A 14,217-nucleotide genomic window follows, 5' to 3' on the forward strand; every position below is an offset into this window, starting at 1 on the left:
GGGAACAGACCTCGATCCCGCAGCCTCGCTAAGGGGAACGCTTAGCGCGTCGGGCGCACGCTCGGTTGGGAGCCGGAGTGGAACAGTCGGCGCGAGCCGTCGGTCAGCCCGACCACGGTGACCCAGGAGCCGCCGCGATACTGGCCGGTCACCACCGCGCGGGTGGTGCCGAGGTAGGCGAGCTCCCGGTCCATCGCGCCGCCGACCGTGTGCTTCGCCTGCGTGGCCGGGTCGTATTCGACCAGGTGGACCGGTTCGTTCTCGGCGGTCGTCTCGCCCTTCTGGTAGGCCGTCCAAGCCAGCCGCCGGCCGTCCCCGCGCCAGCTCGGCACCACCGCGAAGCCGCTGTTCTGCAGGCTGCCGCCACCGTACGCGGCAACGGTCCGCTCACCGCCGGTGGCGACCGTCCCGACCGACAGGCACGAATCGTAGACCGATTCGCAGTCGCCGCCCCGGAACGCGATCTTGGTGCCGTCGGGCGACCACGCGACCGCGTCGTCGGTCCGCAGCCGGTCGGCCAGCGCGCCCACGCGCGGGGTGGCGGACTCCGCGGGCGGCACCTCCTCGCCGCGGCAGTCACGCGGGAAGAGGACCTCGGGCGTGCCGGTCGCGCCCGCCGCGGCGATGCGGTAGACACCGGGCCCGCCGGTGCACGACAGCGAGGCGAACGCGATCCACTTGCCGTCGGGCGACCAGGACGGTCCGCCGGCCGGGCGGGTGGTGAGGCGGCGCCGGGCGGTGCCGTCGGCCTTCATGGTCCAGAGCAGGCCGCCGGCCAGGTACGCGATTCGCTTGCCGTCGGGCGACCAGCGCGGCCGGGAGTGGACGCCGCCGGTGGTCAGGCGCTTCTCGCCCGGCCCGCTGCTGACATAGATGTCGCCGTCCCGGACGTAGGCGATCGCGGGCAGCGCGGCAGCCGTCCGGGCGACGGCCGGAGTGGCCGCCAGAAATGCGCCGGTCGCGGCCAGAACTGCGGTGATCTTCTTCATGCCCTGCATAACGGAACGCCCCCCGACGCGCCTCGCCCCCTGCTTACACCGAAGGAATCGTCCGCAACCGTTCCGCACCTGAGCGAATACCGGATGCGAACTGCCGGAGCAGCCTCGGCCGAGCCGGGCGGCGGGGTCGGCCGGGCCGACGTGCCGCGGCCGCCCCGGGAGGATGGGCGGCCGCGGGCTCAGCGGTGGGCGGCCGGGCGACCTGGGTCAGGCGACCGTGGTGGACCACATGGCGGTGAAGGCGGCCGCCTCGCCGGTCAGCCAGCTCTCGATGTCGGCGGGTTTCAGGGCCGGGTCGATGCGGTGCGTCACGCCCCGGCGGAGGTCGACCAGGACCGGGTCGGCGTTGGGCAGGATCTGGTCCATATGGCCGGCCATCAGGTGCAGCGTCGCGGTGATCGCCTCGGAGGTGGGCGGGGCCTCGTCGAAGTGCAGCCGGACGGCCTCGCGGCGGCCGTCCTCGTAGCGCAGGCCGAAGTGGGGGTTGATCTTTACCGCCAGCGGACCGACCGACGCGAGGGCATCGCGGGTCTGGGCGAGGCTTACCTTGTCGGGGTCGCCGAGGGATTTCAGGTAGGTCAGGGCGCCGGCGCTGACCGCCTCATACAGCGGCTTCCACCGGTCTTTGACCAAGTCGGTGACGCCGTTGAGATAACTGCCGCCGGTGCGGAAGGCGATGTCGGCCTTCAGCGCCTTGACCAACTGGCCGTGCGGGTTGAAGCCGGTGCGGCGCTCGCGGGCGCGTCGCAGACCGCCGACGAACGTGGCCTTCGCGGGGCCGGTGCGGGTCACGTAGCGGGTGAAGCCGAGCATGGTCGCATAGGGCGGGATCACGGGAACAGCAGATTCCGAAGCTGGCAACACGGACATAACAGGCGCGGTCACGTTGATCTCCTCGCAGGTCACGGCCCCTTTTCGTACATACATCCTAATCGACGGGTACGACATTCCCAACCCGCCGGAACGACCGCATCTGTCCGGTCCAGGCGCAGTTGGCCAGTCCGCCTGAAGGTGGCCACCCGGCATCTCGCAGCCACTCGCGCAAGCCCCCGAGCCGGCCCTGGCCCCGCTTCGCGGACTGTCGCGGCCGGACACCGACCAGCTGTCATCTTCAAACGCTGAATAGGATCAAGACGTGAGGATGGAGCTCGCATGCCGTTGACGAATCCGTGGCTCTCCGAACCCGCGCCAGCTCACCGACTGCCGCGGCAACGACTTGATGAGCGCATCCTCAACCTGCTGTCCTCACAGAACATGTGTGTGCTCGCCACCGCCGGGCCAGAGGGTCCGCTGGCCACACCGGTGCGCTACTACTCGCTCGACTTCGCGGTCATGTTCACTGCCGCGCCACGGTCCCCGAAGTTGCGCAACATCGCCGCAGATCCGCGGGTCTCCGTGGGCATCTTCGCCCCGCTGGTCGGGCGGGCCAGCAGCCGCGGAGCGCAGCTGTTCGGCGAAGCCCGTGTGCTGCCTCCCGAACATCCCGGACGGGACCACTACTGGGACGCATTCCGCTGGGAGAACGAGCACGCCGAACGGGGCCGCTCACTCGCCGAACCGCCAAGCGACACCCTCGTGGTGATCGAGCCGAGCCGGATCGTCTACACCGAGCATTGGCTTCGGCGTGACGGGTTCGCGGCGCGGCAGTTCTGGAAGCGGCCCCCGTTGGGCAAGCCCGGCGAGGAAACGGCCAACTAAACCGGACGGACGAACGAGAGGGCGGCTCTCGGTCCGTCGGCCTTGAGAAATCAGGCGAGTCGGTACTCCCAGCCCTCCGGACGCCATTCGAAGTCCGCTTCCAGCAGTTCCCGCACTGTGCACCCGTTGATCACATGCTCCAGACCCCGATAGGTCGCGAGATGCCCGATCAGCATGACCCGGCGTCCCGCCCACCGGGTCGGCAGATCGGCGAGAGACCTCGCCACCCGCTCGATCGCCTGGCTCTGGCTTTCACCGCCCGGATACGGGTGATCGCAGAAGTCCAGGAGATCACGCTTGATCTCGGGCCGGGGAGAGCCGTTGCGCATGCCAAAGTCACACTCGCGCAGCCGCCAGTCATACAGGATCGGGATGTCCGTGCCGCCGAACGCGATCTCCGCCGTTTCCACCGCGCGGCGCAGATCCGAACTGAACACCGCCGTGATGCCGTCATCGCGGCGCCGCCGGCCCATCTCGGCGGCATTGACCCGGCCTTCCTCGCTGAGCCGGCCGGGCAGCCACCCGGTCGCGATACCTCGTTCGTTGTCCTCGGTCAGGGCGTGGGTTTCGAACACGATGTCGATCGGCATCGCACGAGGCTACTGAGCGGATTAGGCTGCTGCGATGCCGTTCCAACCCGGGCAAGTCGTCACGCGCCGCTATCTGCGCGGCCCCTGGGTCACGTGGGTCCAGCCGATGCGCGTCATCAGCGACGACGAGCACGGGCTGCTGCTCTGGCATTCGGTCGGCAGCGACATCGCCCGGCTTGTCGACGCCGACGGGAACACCCCGCATGATGTCGCCGTCGATCGGCTGCGGGATCCGAAGCTGACGCTGCAGAGCTGGACGGACTACGACATCCTCGTCCTGATGCGGCCGGACGCCGCGCACGCCGTGTGGTGGTGCTTCCGACAAGGAGCGTTCGCCGCCTGGTACGTGAACCTCGAAAGCCCGTACGTCCGGCGTCCGGACGGCGTGGACACCACCGACCACGTCCTGGACATCGTCGTCACCCCGGACCGGCAGTGGGAGTGGAAGGACGCCGACGAGTTCGACGAGCACATCGGCAATCCCCTCTACTTCGACGGCGCCACCGCCCGGACGATCCGGGCGGAGGGCCACCGGCTCATCAAGCTCATCGAGGGCGGGGAATTCCCCTTCGTCGGTACGCACACCGGCTTTCGCCCCGGCCCGGACTGGCCCACGCTCCGGCTCACCGGCACCCCCGGCTTTCCCGCAACGCGGCCGGCATGACCGCTCGATCTCGGCGGTACGGGATGCCCGCCGATCAACATCGCGAATGGAGGACCGCGAGGCCGTGACCGCCACAACGTTCGACGATCACGAGCGGGTGCAATGGGCCGGGAAAGCGGCGGCCTACCGGGACAGCTTCGCATCCCTCTGCGCTCACCCGGCCGGCCCGCTGCTGGACGCGGCCACCGTCGGCGAGGGCGTCCGGGTTCTGGACGTCGGCACCGGAACGGGGACCGTCGCCGCTCTCGCCTGCTCGCGGGCTGCGAAGGTCACCGCCGTGGATGCCGAACCGAGCATGCTCGAGATCGCACGCCGCCGGGCCGCGGACGCCGAGACGCACCTCGCGGTCCTGCCACAGCTTCCGTTCCCCGACGGCTGCTTCGACGCGGTGGTCGCGAACTTCGTCCTCAACCACGTCGGTGACCCCGGCGCGGCCGTCCGCGAGATGCGACGGGTCGTGCGTCCCGGCGGACGTCTCGCCGTGACGATCTGGCCCTACCCGCCCCCACCCGCCCAGCAACTCTGGAACACGATCTTCGACGCGGCCGGCGTTCACCGCCCTGCCGACCTGCCCCGAGTGGCGCCCGACAAGGACTTCCCCCGCGACCACGACGGCCTCACCGGGCTGCTCGACCGGGCGGGCCTCGCCGACATCCGCTGCGACCTGCTCACCTGGACCCATCGCGTGCACCCGGACACGTGGTGGGCCGGCCCCGCCAACGGGCTCGGCACTCCCGGCACACTGCTACGGCGCCAGGACCCCGCCACGATCGCTCGCGTCAGACACCACTACGACCAGCACACCGCAACCTATCGAGACGCCGAGGGACGACTCGGACTCCCCACCGCAGCCCTCCTCGCGTCGGCATCCGTTCGCTGACGGGATCTACTGTCGGGTGATGCGGGTCGCGGAGATTCGCCGTTACCCGGTCAAGTCGATGCTCGGCGAGGTGGTGCCGGCGGCCGAGGTCGGTGCGCGAGGCATGGCCGGCGACCGGCTGTGGGCGGTGCGCGATCCGAACGGCAACTTCGGACCGGGTCGGCGAGCGGACCGACCTCCTCAAGACGCTCGCCGAGCACCACGACCTGACCTTCGACGTCTTCGCGACCGTCGAGCGGCCGGGCCGGATCGCCGTCGGCGATCCGTGCGCCTGGCTGTGACCTCGACGGACCGGCACAACAGGCCGGGCCGAGCGCCGGCTCTCGAGCGTGACCCGAGACGCAACAGCCCGTGTCCGCCGCGATACAAGTGCCGTCGTGATTAGTTCGGTGCCACGACCTCGAGACCGGCCTGCTCCGCCACCTCAGCCAAACGTTTGTCATAGGTGACGAACGCGCTGATCGGCTGGCCGCTGGCGATGAGAAACTCCGCGGTGGCCAGATGGATGGCATCCAACGAACGCAGTCCGGGCTCGGGATAAGCGCCGGCGGTCGCACGGACCGCCGCATTGATGTCGACACGATAGAGACGAGCGAGCACTGCGGCGACACCGCCGAGGACTCCGGGCGCGCTCCGGCGCAGAGCACGGGGTAGCTCGACCTCGACCAGTGCCGAGGCCACGACGCGCTCCGCAGGCCGGGATCCCAGCCAGTCGACGAGGGCTTGCGACTCCGCCTCGGGCCGGACGAGCTTGACGAGCGCCGCCGTGTCGAGATAGATCACCAGCGTTCCTCATCGCGCAGGGCGGAGATCAAATCGCCGGCGTCCTGGCCGGCCTGTGGCGCTCCGGTCGGCATCGCGAACGGAAGGGTGATGGTCGGCGGCGTAAGCGTGCCGGTGCTGACCAGTTCGTCGAGGGGGTCGACGCCGACCGGAACGATTCTTGCGATGGGACGTCCGCGGTTCGTGATCTCCACGCTCTCGCCGCGCTCGACCCGCGCAAGCACGCCCGCGGTGTCTTGGTTGAGGCTACGAATAGGGATGCGGTCCATGGCGAGAGTGTAGTACTAAATGTAGTACAGCGGGCGGCTGGTCGCGGCCGTCCGCGACCATGTGCCAACCTGTCGGCATGGCCCTGATCCGGGTGGACTTCGCCGCCGAGACGCTCGAGCTGGACACCGCGATGACCGTGGTGCTGCCGCAGCAGGCGGACGAGCCGCCCCCGCTGCTCTACCTGCTGCACGGGCTCACCGACGACGACACCGCGTGGACCAGGTTCACCTCGATCGAGCGGTACGCCGACGCGCGCGGCCTGGCCGTGGTCATGCCTCAGGTGCACCGCAGCTTCTACGCCAACGAGGCGTACGGTATGCGGTTCTGGGATTTCCTGACGGCGGAGCTGCCGCAGACGGTCGAGCGCTTCTTCCGGGTCTCGACGCGGCGCGAGGACACCTTCGTGGCCGGGCTGTCGATGGGCGGGTACGGCGCCTTCAAGTGGGCGCTGCGGGAACCGGGGCGGTTCGCGGCGGCGGCCAGCTTGTCGGGCGCGCTGGATCTCGCGTACATCCAGGAATTCGACCTGAGGCCGCACATGCGCACCCTGGTCTCGCGAGTCTTTCCGGACCGCACGGTCGCCGGCGGCGACGAGGACCTCTTCCACCTGGTCAAGACGGCCGACAAGGCCGGGCTGCCGCGCCTGATGCTGCGCTGCGGCACCGAGGATCACCTGCTGAAGCAGAACGAACGGTTCGTTTCGGCGTGCGACACCGCCGGGGTGGAGCTGGATGCCGCGTTCGGGCCCGGCGCGCACGAGTGGGGCTACTGGGACAGCCAGATCCAGGTGGCGCTCGATTTCATGCTGGCCCGTCAACCAGTGTGAAAGGGGCGGGCCGGATGGCCCGCCCCTTTTCAGGAATCGTCGCGCGTCTGTTCGGCGAGGAAGCGTTCCAGCTCGGCGCCGAGCTCCTCGGCGGTCGGCAGCGGCGTGTCCGACTCGGAGAGCAGGTTGTTCTCCCGGCCGCGCAGGAACGCGTCGTACTGCGCCTCCAACGACTTGACCAGGCGCTCGGCCTGCTCGTCGTCGGCGATCTGCTTGTCGACGTCGGCGCGGACGATCTCGGCGGCCTTGCGCAGCTCGCCGGTCGGCAGGGCCAGCCCGGTGCTCGACGACACCGAGTCGGTCAGCAGCTCGGCGGCCGCCGGGTACGTCGTCTGTGCCAGGTAGTGCGGGACGTGCGCCGCGTACCCCATCGCGTCCTTGCCCTGCTCGCCCAGCCGGAACTCGAGCAGGTTGCCGACGCTGGCCGGCACCTGGACGCGCTGCAGCCACGACTCGTGGTCGCCGAGCAGCCGTAGGTCGGTGGCGTGCGCGGTGACGCTGACCGGGCGGGTGTGCGGCACGGCCATCGGGATCGCGTTGAGCCCGACGGTGAGCTTGACGCCGAAGCGCTCGATGAGCCCGGTCACGGCCGCGATGAAACGCTCCCACTGCAGGTCGGGCTCGGGGCCGGCGAGCATCAGGAAATCGGTGCCGAGCTGGTCGCGCACGAGGTGCAGGGCCAGGCTGGGCGCCTCGTAGGACTCCCAGTGGTCTTCCACGAAGATCATCGGGGGACGGCGGGAGCGGTAGTCGAGCAACTGGTCGAGGTCGAAGGTCGCGAGGACCCTGGTCTCCAGGCTGTCCAGCAGATTCTCGCGGAACAGCTGGATGGCGCTGCCCGCGTCGACGAACCCGGTGAGCGCCTGGACGAGGACCGGCTCGTCCAGCGCCGGCAGATCGTCGGCCAACTCGTAGAGCTCGTGTGGGTCGAGCACGGGGCGGACCTCCTGTGCAGAAAAGCGGGTAACCCAAGGTAACAACGGCGGTCCGGCGTTCATTCCGGCAGGTGCGTGCTCAAGATCTCAGTGCGGATACAAATTCATCTGCACCCCTCGTCTGCACGTGCATGCGCACGACACAATGGATCAGGATCACCCCACCCCCCCAACGGAGCGATCTGATGAGCGAAGCCGCCACACCCGTCAGAGAGCAGCCGGAGACGGTCGCGCCCCCGGGCACGCTCTGGTCCCACATGAAATCCGACCCGCAGTACGCGCCCGAGCACCTCGCCCTCGACGCGGTTCGCCGCCTCGGGCCCGAGGCGGCCCGGTGGGCCGAGCGGATGCGGCTCGAACACCCCGGCATCGCCCCGGATGCCCTGGCCGCCCTGGCCGTCCGCCGCTTCACCACGCTCGCGCGCATCTCCGGCGCCGTCTCGGGCGCGACCGGCATGCCCGGCGCGGTGCTCGACATGGGCGTCCTGGCCTGGACCCAGTCGCGCATGGTGCTGCATGTCGCCGCCGCCTACGGTCACGACCCCGCCGCCCCCGAGCGCGCCACCGACCTGCTGGTGCTGCAGCGGGTGCACAAGGCCGCCGAGGCCGCGCGCACGGCACTCGGCGTCGCGGCCGGCCGGGAGCGGGCGAGCCGCCTGTTCACCGACGTGGCCGGACGCCCGCTCACCGGCGTCATGCTCCGCCTCGGTTTCCGGCTCGGCCAGATGGCCGGCGTCCACGCGACCCGCCGGATGTTCGCCAAGATGGTGCCCGGCGCGTCGGTGGTGCTGGGCACGTGGGTCAACTCGGCCGCCACCAAGGAGCTCGCCGCCCGATCCCGGGCCCACTTCGCCGCAGCGGCCTAAGGATCTTGGAGCCCCGGCCGATCTGAACCCCGACATCGAGCTGTCGACAGGGGGAGGCGGGCCCGTGCGCCGTCGTTGGCTGGGCATGATGATCCTCGCGCCGCTGGCTCTCACCGGCTGCGGGGCGAGCACGACCGCGACCGCGGTGCCGAGCCCGAGCGGGTCGCCGTGGGTCGTCATGGCGCAGGGCAGCGCCACCCCGTCCGCCGCGCCCACCGGGTACAAGGCGACGCCGAGCCCGTTCCCGACCGGCTTCCTGCCGGTCGCGTCGGCCGCGCCCACCCCGGCCCCGACCGGCAGCCCCACCTGCCCGCCCGACACCGCGCACGCCATCGCCGGCGCGACGGTCGTTCCCGGCGCCGGCCGCGCCGCGGTCACCTTCTACAACTACGGCGGCGACAACCTGGTCGAGTACCGCATCACCGCGATCTCCCAGGACCTGGTCGCCGGCCGGCAACGCGACGTCGGCTGGACGGTGATGACCCCGGGCGCCGGCTGCGGCTACCTCACCGCCACGATCACCGGACTCGACGCCCGCACCGGCTACGTCTTCTCCGTCGACGCCGTCACCACTAAGCTGGGCCGCGACGGCACCCGGGCCGAGACGGTCGCACGATCCGGAGTCGTCAAGACGCTGTGACGCCAAAAAGAGACGCGGTGAGCCGCACCACCGGCCGCCATCCCGTCGCCAGCGCCTTGCCGATGTCCAGCACCATCCCGTCGGTGACCTGGTCGAGGCTGTAGCGCGTCAACGTCCGCCCCGGCAGCATCGCGGCCGCGCGGGCGACCGCCACTGGCACGTGCCGCACCGGCACGCCGAGCACGCTCCGGACGGCCTCGTCGCGCCGATAGACCACGTCGTCGGCGATGTTGTAGGCGCCCGCCGGCCAGTCCAGCGCCGCGAGGCAGGCGGACGCGAGGTTCTCCACCGCGGTCAGGCTCAGCGGCACGTCCGGCCCGGGCAGCCAGGCGCGCCCGCCGCGCACGATCCGCCGCAGCCGCGGCATCAGATGGGGGTCACCCGCGCCATAGACGGCGCGGGGCCGGAGAACCACCGCGCCGGCGGCGAGGGCGATTCGCTCACCCCCTGATTTCGTACGCCCGTACGCGGTGCGCTGCCGATCGGCCGGGTGATCCTCGGTCAGCGGGGCGCGGTACGGCCCCGGCCGGTACACCGAGGCGCTGCTGACCAAAATCACTCGCCGGCCCGCCGCCGCGTCGGTCAGCCGCCTCGTCCCGTCGACGTTGACCTCGCGAAACGCGCGCTCGGTCCGCTCGCCGGGGCGCGGATCCCCGACCGCCGCCGCGAGGTGCACGACCGCGTCGCACCCGGACAGATCCGGCGCCGTCCTTCCGGCGGCATCCCAGTAGATGTGCTTCCCGGCCGGCCCCGGCCGCCGTCCCAGGCAGATCACCTCGTGGCCGCTCTCCCGCGCGAGCCGGGCCACCACCCCGCCGCAGAAACCGCTCGCCCCGGTGATCGCGACCCTCACGCCGTGCCCCGCACGATCAGCGTCCGCCAGCTCGGCAGCGCCGCCCGCCGATCGACCTCGGCCGCCACGACGACGGGCCGATGCGGCGCCAGCGCGACCAGCAGGTCACCGAGCTGCCGCCGGGCGAGCCTGGCCCCCGGGCAGGCGTGCGGCCCGGCCCCGAAGACCAGCTGCGCCGTCCGGGCCGGCGCCGGATGCATGGGATCCGGATCTTGACGATGGGCATCCGCCGCGTGCCGGGCGATCAACAACATCCGATCGCCGGCGCGCACCGGGCAGCCCGGCGCGATCTCGCCGCCGGCGGCGGCCACGCGCGGCAGGAGCGGCGTGGGCGAGGTGACGCGCAGCAGCTCGTCGACCATTTCCGGCCGTTGCGCGTACGCCCACAGCCCGGCATCGCCGACCCAGGCCGCGGCCCGGGGCAAGGCGGCGATGGTGGTGTTCACGGCGGCGACGGCCAGCGTGGCGGCCAGCCCGGCGTCGGTTCGCTCGTTCCGGCCGACCAGCGCGAGCAGGCGTTCCGCGGCTTGTTCCGACAACGCGCCGGCGCGCCGGCGGCCGAGGCCCGGCAGGTGCGCGCGGGCCGCGGTCGCCCCCGCCTCCCGCGCCGCGGCGGCCAGCTCGAACGGGTCGGCGTCGAGGTCGAGCAGCGCCGCCGCGGTGGCCCCGGCGATCTCGGCGGCCAGCGGAACCAGGTCGACCGGGCCGTCGTCCGCCAGCGGCGCCAGCCGCTCGCCGAGCAGCTCGGTCCAGACCGGCCGGAGCCGCTCGACGCCGGCCGCGCCGAGCCGGTCGGCGACGTCCCGCCGGGCCTGCCGGTGCTCGTCGCCGTGCTGATCGAAGAGCCCGCCCGATCCGGCGAGCCGATCCACCGCGCCGCCCGTCGTGCCCTCGGCGGTGCGGTCCAACGGGATCCGGGTGAGGGCCGCCAGGTAGGCGTCCCGGTCGTTCACCACCAGCGTGCGGCCCAGCCGCCGCACCGGCTTGCGGCGCAGGGCCGCGAGCAGCGCGAACAGCACCGGATGACTGCCCAGATAAACGCGCCGGTCGCGGGCGCGGGCGTCGGTCATGCGCTCGCCGCCAGCCGGGCGGTGGCCTGGCGGTCGGGCTTGCGGGACCGGCCGGCCAGCGGGATCCGGGCGAAGAGCAGCCGGTCGGGGCGGGCCGCTCCCATCCGCGCCAGCGGCTCGCGCAAGGCGGTGCGGACCTCGTGCTCGGACGCGCCGGCGGCCGGCTCGATCACCGCGACCAGCCGCTCGTCGCCGTCGCCGGCCGGGACGCCGACCAGCAGGGCCAGCTCGACGCCCGGGACGTGCAGGGACGGCTCGTACAGGCCCGGATAGATGTTCTCGGCACCGCGCAGGATCATGTCCTTGAGACGTCCGCCCAGGATCACCCGGCCGTTCTCGACCCGGCCCAGGTCGCCGGTGGCCACCGCGTCGAAGGGCTCGTCGCCCAGGTAGCGGTCGGCCGCGGCCGGGCCGGAGAGCAGGAGCTGGCCGCCGGCGTCGGTGCCGGCCGAGACGCCGGGAAGCAACGCGCCGACTAAATCCCCCGATCCGGAAAAATCGGTCTTCTCGCCCGACTCGACGGCGGCGGCGGGGAACACCTCGGTCAACGCGTAGACGCCCCACGCCTCGGCAGCGCCGGCGGCCCGAACGGCGGCGAGCAGGGCGGCGCTCACCGGCGCGGAACCGCTGTAGACCCGGCCGGTGAAGCGGACCCCGGCGGCCAGCGCGGCGCGCAGTTGCGGCGGCGTCAGATAGGTGGCCTGCGGCGACAGGGAACGGATCTGCCGGCGGAGGGCGCGGCGGGACGGCAGGGCCACCGGCGCGCCACTGGCCAGGGACGGCAGCAGCACGAAGAACGTCCCGCCCAGGACCGGCACGCCGGGAGCCGGGCGGACCAGGTCGCGGACCGCGCTCATCCCGGCCGACAGCGAGCGCCGGGTGTGCACCACCGCCCGCGGCCGGCTGGTCGTGCCCGAGGTGAAGACGATCACCGCGTCGCCGTCGCCGTCGAAGGCCGGTGGCGGCGGCCCGGGCAGCGGGCGCAGCGCGGGCGGGGCGCCGGGCAGCCGGCGGCCCACGGTCCGCACCGGCGCGAGGGCCGAGAGCGTGGGCAGCGCGAGGTGGGCGCGGCGGGCCAGCGGCGCGAGCCAGCCGGCCACCGCCTGGGCGGCGGCGTCCGCGAGGATCAGCCGCGGCGCGGCCAAGGCGAGCCGGGCCTGGAGAACGTCCGGCCCCGCGGTCGGGTCCAGCACCGCGATGCGCAAACCCAGGTGGTACGCCGCCAGCATGCTCGCCAGGGCGCGCGGCCCCGGCCGTACGCATAAACCGATGGTGTCTCCGGCACTCAGGTCTTGGTCGCGCAGCGCCACGGCGTAGCCGTGGGTGAGCCGGGCGAGCTCGCCGCGCGTGGCCCGGCCGACCAGCGCGGGACGGGTGTCGGCCGGATCGAGGCCGGCGATGAGCTGGTCGAGCATCAGCGGGGATCCGCCGTGCGCGGGCCGCTGCCGCGGTCCAGGTACCACTTCGCCGTGCCGAGGACGCCATAGGCGCGGATCCGTCGGGTCGAGTTGGCCACCACCATGTCGCGGGCGTGCACGATCGCGCTGGTGGTGCGCCGCACCCGGTTGAGGAACGTGCGATCGGTGGGTGAGGGCCGCCGGGGCATGCCGCCGCACGCCTGGTAGAGCTCGGCGGTGATGGCCATGTTGTTGCCGGCGTGCATGCGGTAGGGCGCCAGATAATCCCGGCCGCGGTGCGCCGGGCGCAGCCGGCCGAAGGCGGCGGCGAGGCCGACCAGCACGCGGAAGAAGGCGCGTCCCAGCGGGCCGTGCTCGTCGCGGCGGGCCACGATGCGCCCGCAGGCGAGGCCGCGGCCGTCGGTCAGGGCGCGGCGGGCGGCGGCCACCCAGCCGGGCGCGGGCAGGCAGTCGGCGTCGGTGCGGGCCAGGTACGCGGCGCCGTGCGCGATCGCGTACCGGAAACCGGTGTCCACCGCGCAGCCGACGCCCTTCTCCGGCTCCACCAGCACCCGCGCGCCGAGCGAGCGGGCCAGCTCGGCCGTGCCGTCGGTCGAGCCGTTGTCCACCACCAGCAGCGTGAAGTCGGTGTCGGTCTGCGCCCGGAGGGCCCGCAGGGTGTCGCCGATGCGGGCCCGTTCGTTGTACGCGGGCACCACCACCCACAACTCGGTCACGACACCTCCCAGACCATGGTCATCAGGCTGACGCCGCCGCCCAGGCCGACCAGCAGGACCCGGTCGCCGGTCTCCAGGGCCGGCCGCACCCGGGCCAGCTGCACGCCGAGCGTGGCCGAGGCCATGTTGCCCAGCTCATCGACGGTGACCTCGAGCTTGTCCCGGGGCACGCCGGTGGCCTCGACGAAGCGCTCGAGGTAGGGCAGCGTCACCTGGTGCACGAGCACTTTCGCGTACGCGTCCCAGCCGTGCCCGGTGCGCAGCGCGACCCGCTCGATCAGACCGGCCCCGATGTCCTCGAAGATCCGGCGCAGCCGGTGCCCGTCGCCGGTGAAGTACGTGTGCTCGTCGCCGCGCGGGTGCCGGGAGCCGCCGCCGAAGATCCCGCCCGCGGCCCAGTGCCCGGAGTGCGTCTCGGTGTCCACGTCGAGGATGCCGCCGGTGGCGACCGGCTCGACCAGCACGGCCGCGCCGGCGTCGCCGAAGGTGTAGCCGGCGAACGCCGTCCGCGCCTGGGCCAGGTCGTCGATCCGCGGCCGCATCGCCCGGGTCGGCGTCTCGCCGGTCACCACCAGCGCCCGCCGTGCCCGGCCCGCCAGGATCATCGCGCGGGCCAGGTCGATGCCGTTGAGGAAGCTGTTGCAGGCGTTCGTGACGTCCATCGCATGGGCCCGGCTGCCCAGCGTGTCCTGCACCACATGTGCGGTGGCCGGCTCGGCCATGTCCCGGGTGGCGCTGGCGAACAGCAGCAGGTCGACGTCGAGCGGATCGGTGCCGGTGTCGGCCAGCACCTTGGTGGCCGCGTCGATCGCCAGGTCCGAGGCGTACTCGCCGTCGGCCGCCATCCGGCGCCGCTTGATGCCGGTGGCCTGCTCGAACATCCTCGGCGGCAGTGCCAGCCCGCTGGCCACCGCCACGCTGCGCTGCAGCTGGGCGGTCGGCACCTCGCGGGCCGGCAGGGCGTACGCGATCCCGGTGATCCCCACATTCATGCGCGACAGCCTTTCCCA

At 72.4% G+C, this 14,217-nt stretch carries 18 protein-coding genes; 7 read left to right on the forward strand and 11 right to left on the reverse strand.

The features are described 5' to 3' along the window. Positions 1–41 precede the first annotated feature (41 nt). Both ACFQS1_RS29040 and ACFQS1_RS29045 read right to left on the reverse strand, forming a co-directional pair. Positions 42–989 carry a TolB family protein gene (locus ACFQS1_RS29040; RefSeq protein WP_378974443.1) on the reverse strand — a complete coding sequence of 316 codons (948 nt, stop codon included), beginning with the start codon at positions 987–989 and terminating at the stop codon, positions 42–44. Between the two features lie 216 nt (positions 990–1,205). Next, a complete protein-coding gene (locus ACFQS1_RS29045; protein ID WP_378974530.1) occupies positions 1,206–1,868 on the reverse strand; it encodes a hypothetical protein in 663 nt (220 codons plus the stop codon). 282 nt (positions 1,869–2,150) lie between these two features. On the opposite strand from ACFQS1_RS29045, the gene ACFQS1_RS29050 reads away from it, so the two are divergent. Continuing rightward, positions 2,151–2,696, forward strand: coding sequence for a pyridoxamine 5'-phosphate oxidase family protein (locus ACFQS1_RS29050; RefSeq protein WP_378974445.1), 546 nt, complete (start codon positions 2,151–2,153; stop codon positions 2,694–2,696). A 50-nt stretch (positions 2,697–2,746) separates the two neighbouring features. Here ACFQS1_RS29050 and ACFQS1_RS29055 read toward each other — a convergent pair whose 3' ends face one another. After that, complete coding sequence (locus ACFQS1_RS29055) at positions 2,747–3,286, reverse strand: histidine phosphatase family protein (protein WP_378974447.1); 540 nt, start codon at positions 3,284–3,286, stop codon at positions 2,747–2,749. Positions 3,287–3,320: 34 nt separating this feature from the next. Between ACFQS1_RS29055 and ACFQS1_RS29060 the strand changes: the two genes are divergently transcribed. The 3 genes from ACFQS1_RS29060 (at position 3,321) to ACFQS1_RS29070 (ending at position 5,215) form a co-directional block, all read left to right on the forward strand. Then, positions 3,321–3,950: a DUF402 domain-containing protein gene (locus ACFQS1_RS29060; protein WP_378974449.1), complete on the forward strand. Its 630-nt coding sequence runs from the start codon at positions 3,321–3,323 to the stop codon at positions 3,948–3,950. 64 nt (positions 3,951–4,014) lie between these two features. Then, entirely contained in the window at positions 4,015–4,830 is an 816-nt protein-coding gene (locus tag ACFQS1_RS29065; RefSeq protein WP_378974451.1) for a class I SAM-dependent methyltransferase, read from the forward strand. 58 nt (positions 4,831–4,888) lie between these two features. Continuing rightward, on the forward strand, positions 4,889–5,215 hold the full coding sequence (locus ACFQS1_RS29070; protein WP_378974454.1) for a hypothetical protein: 327 nt from the start codon (positions 4,889–4,891) through the stop codon (positions 5,213–5,215). Here ACFQS1_RS29070 and ACFQS1_RS29075 read toward each other — a convergent pair. Then, the gene (locus ACFQS1_RS29075; protein WP_378974456.1) at positions 5,212–5,613 is read right to left on the reverse strand and encodes a type II toxin-antitoxin system VapC family toxin; all 402 of its coding nucleotides are present in this window, start codon (positions 5,611–5,613) and stop codon (positions 5,212–5,214) included. The genes ACFQS1_RS29070 and ACFQS1_RS29075 overlap by 4 nt on opposite strands. Then, complete coding sequence (locus tag ACFQS1_RS29080; RefSeq protein WP_378974459.1) at positions 5,610–5,882, reverse strand: type II toxin-antitoxin system Phd/YefM family antitoxin; 273 nt, start codon at positions 5,880–5,882, stop codon at positions 5,610–5,612. The genes ACFQS1_RS29075 and ACFQS1_RS29080 overlap by 4 nt, the downstream gene beginning before the upstream one ends. A 77-nt stretch (positions 5,883–5,959) precedes the next feature. Here ACFQS1_RS29080 and ACFQS1_RS29085 point away from each other — a divergent pair, with 77 nt between their 5' ends. Next, complete coding sequence (locus ACFQS1_RS29085; protein WP_378974462.1) at positions 5,960–6,709, forward strand: alpha/beta hydrolase; 750 nt, start codon at positions 5,960–5,962, stop codon at positions 6,707–6,709. A 29-nt stretch (positions 6,710–6,738) separates the two neighbouring features. Here ACFQS1_RS29085 and ACFQS1_RS29090 read toward each other — a convergent pair whose 3' ends face one another. Then, positions 6,739–7,644, reverse strand: coding sequence for a proteasome assembly chaperone family protein (locus ACFQS1_RS29090; protein ID WP_378974464.1), 906 nt, complete (start codon positions 7,642–7,644; stop codon positions 6,739–6,741). Positions 7,645–7,829: 185 nt separating this feature from the next. On the opposite strand from ACFQS1_RS29090, the gene ACFQS1_RS29095 reads away from it, so the two are divergent. Both ACFQS1_RS29095 and ACFQS1_RS29100 read left to right on the forward strand, forming a co-directional pair. Further along, positions 7,830–8,510: an EcsC family protein gene (locus ACFQS1_RS29095; RefSeq protein WP_378974466.1), complete on the forward strand. Its 681-nt coding sequence runs from the start codon at positions 7,830–7,832 to the stop codon at positions 8,508–8,510. 64 nt (positions 8,511–8,574) lie between these two features. After that, the gene (locus ACFQS1_RS29100; RefSeq protein WP_378974468.1) at positions 8,575–9,150 is read left to right on the forward strand and encodes a hypothetical protein; all 576 of its coding nucleotides are present in this window, start codon (positions 8,575–8,577) and stop codon (positions 9,148–9,150) included. On the opposite strand, the gene ACFQS1_RS29105 is transcribed toward ACFQS1_RS29100, so the two are convergent. From ACFQS1_RS29105 to ACFQS1_RS29125, 5 genes are read right to left on the reverse strand one after another with little or no spacing between them, the layout of a single operon-like run. After that, the gene (locus ACFQS1_RS29105) at positions 9,137–10,003 is read right to left on the reverse strand and encodes an NAD-dependent epimerase/dehydratase family protein (RefSeq protein ID WP_378974470.1); all 867 of its coding nucleotides are present in this window, start codon (positions 10,001–10,003) and stop codon (positions 9,137–9,139) included. The two genes, ACFQS1_RS29100 and ACFQS1_RS29105, sit on opposite strands and share 14 nt — an antisense overlap. Continuing rightward, a complete protein-coding gene (locus tag ACFQS1_RS29110) occupies positions 10,000–11,073 on the reverse strand; it encodes a cytochrome P450 family protein (protein ID WP_378974472.1) in 1,074 nt (357 codons plus the stop codon). Before ACFQS1_RS29110 ends, ACFQS1_RS29105 begins: the two co-directional genes overlap by 4 nt. Then, entirely contained in the window at positions 11,070–12,488 is a 1,419-nt protein-coding gene (locus ACFQS1_RS29115) for an AMP-binding protein (RefSeq protein ID WP_378974474.1), read from the reverse strand. The genes ACFQS1_RS29110 and ACFQS1_RS29115 overlap by 4 nt, the downstream gene beginning before the upstream one ends. Further along, entirely contained in the window at positions 12,488–13,207 is a 720-nt protein-coding gene (locus ACFQS1_RS29120; RefSeq protein WP_378974476.1) for a glycosyltransferase family 2 protein, read from the reverse strand. Before ACFQS1_RS29120 ends, ACFQS1_RS29115 begins: the two co-directional genes overlap by 1 nt. After that, complete coding sequence (locus ACFQS1_RS29125) at positions 13,204–14,199, reverse strand: 3-oxoacyl-ACP synthase III family protein (protein WP_378974478.1); 996 nt, start codon at positions 14,197–14,199, stop codon at positions 13,204–13,206. The genes ACFQS1_RS29120 and ACFQS1_RS29125 overlap by 4 nt, the downstream gene beginning before the upstream one ends. Positions 14,200–14,217 lie beyond the last annotated feature (18 nt).

Origin of the sequence: Paractinoplanes rhizophilus (genome assembly GCF_042664765.1) — a bacterium.
Taxonomy (GTDB): Bacteria; Actinomycetota; Actinomycetes; order Mycobacteriales; family Micromonosporaceae; genus Actinoplanes; species Actinoplanes rhizophilus.